This is a genomic window from Xylanibacter caecicola, assembly GCF_013166515.1.
Lineage (GTDB): Bacteria > Bacteroidota > Bacteroidia > Bacteroidales > Bacteroidaceae > Prevotella > Prevotella caecicola.
On sequence record NZ_JABKKJ010000066.1, the window covers coordinates 1 to 768 of the forward strand.

At 46.0% G+C, this 768-nt stretch carries 1 protein-coding gene; it reads right to left on the reverse strand.

Translation table 11 applies throughout. The features are described 5' to 3' along the window. Positions 1-7 precede the first annotated feature (7 nt). On the reverse strand, positions 8-768 hold a 761-nt coding region (locus tag HPS54_RS12805), incomplete at its 5' end, for an IS30 family transposase (RefSeq protein ID WP_172345775.1).

The window sequence follows — 768 nt, forward strand, 5'->3', positions numbered from 1 at the left end:
GGTAGTTTCAACTGGCAAGTGCAAAATTAATGATTTGTTTGAAGAATTCTTCTTTCGGGGTTGAGAAATTTAGTTTCTTTCTCGGTCTGAGGTTCAATTTCTTTCCCACTTTCTTGATATAGTTGTCCGAGAATTCATTGAAATTTGCTTTCTTGGGTATATATTGCCTGATGAGTTTGTTAACATTCTCTACCGCTCCTTTCTGCCATGAGCAGTAGCTGTCGGCAAAATAAACAGTCACATCCTCAAGTCCTTTCATCCTTAATCCTGCGGTTATGTCCCGATGTGCAGCAAACTCGCTGCCGTTGTCAGTAGTGATTGTTCTGATGTATTTACGATATGCGAACAAGATTCTCACCACGACTTTTGCCAGTGGCTTTGCTTTCTTTCCATGCTTCAGTCTTTCCATCATGACAAAGCCCGTCATCCTCTCGAGTAACACGAGTATGGCATGTCCGTAAGCGTCAACGATGAGATCCATCTCGAAGTCTCCGAACCGCTTCCCGTCAGCTTCGGCCGGCCTGTCGTGTATGCTTGTGCGGTCGGCTATGTTAGTCGCTTTAGTGGGTTTGCGTTCTCCTTTGGGTCTGCGTTTGAAATTGGGATGGCGGCAGTGCTTGCGCAGTTCCCCGCTTTCATCGGCATTGATGATGTTGTAGATGCTTTGTATGGAAATGCTTATGCCTTCTTTGGACAGCACGCCGCGGATCTGTTCAGGTGACCATTGGTTATTGAGAATCATCTGCTTGATGCGCCAGACGAGAAGAC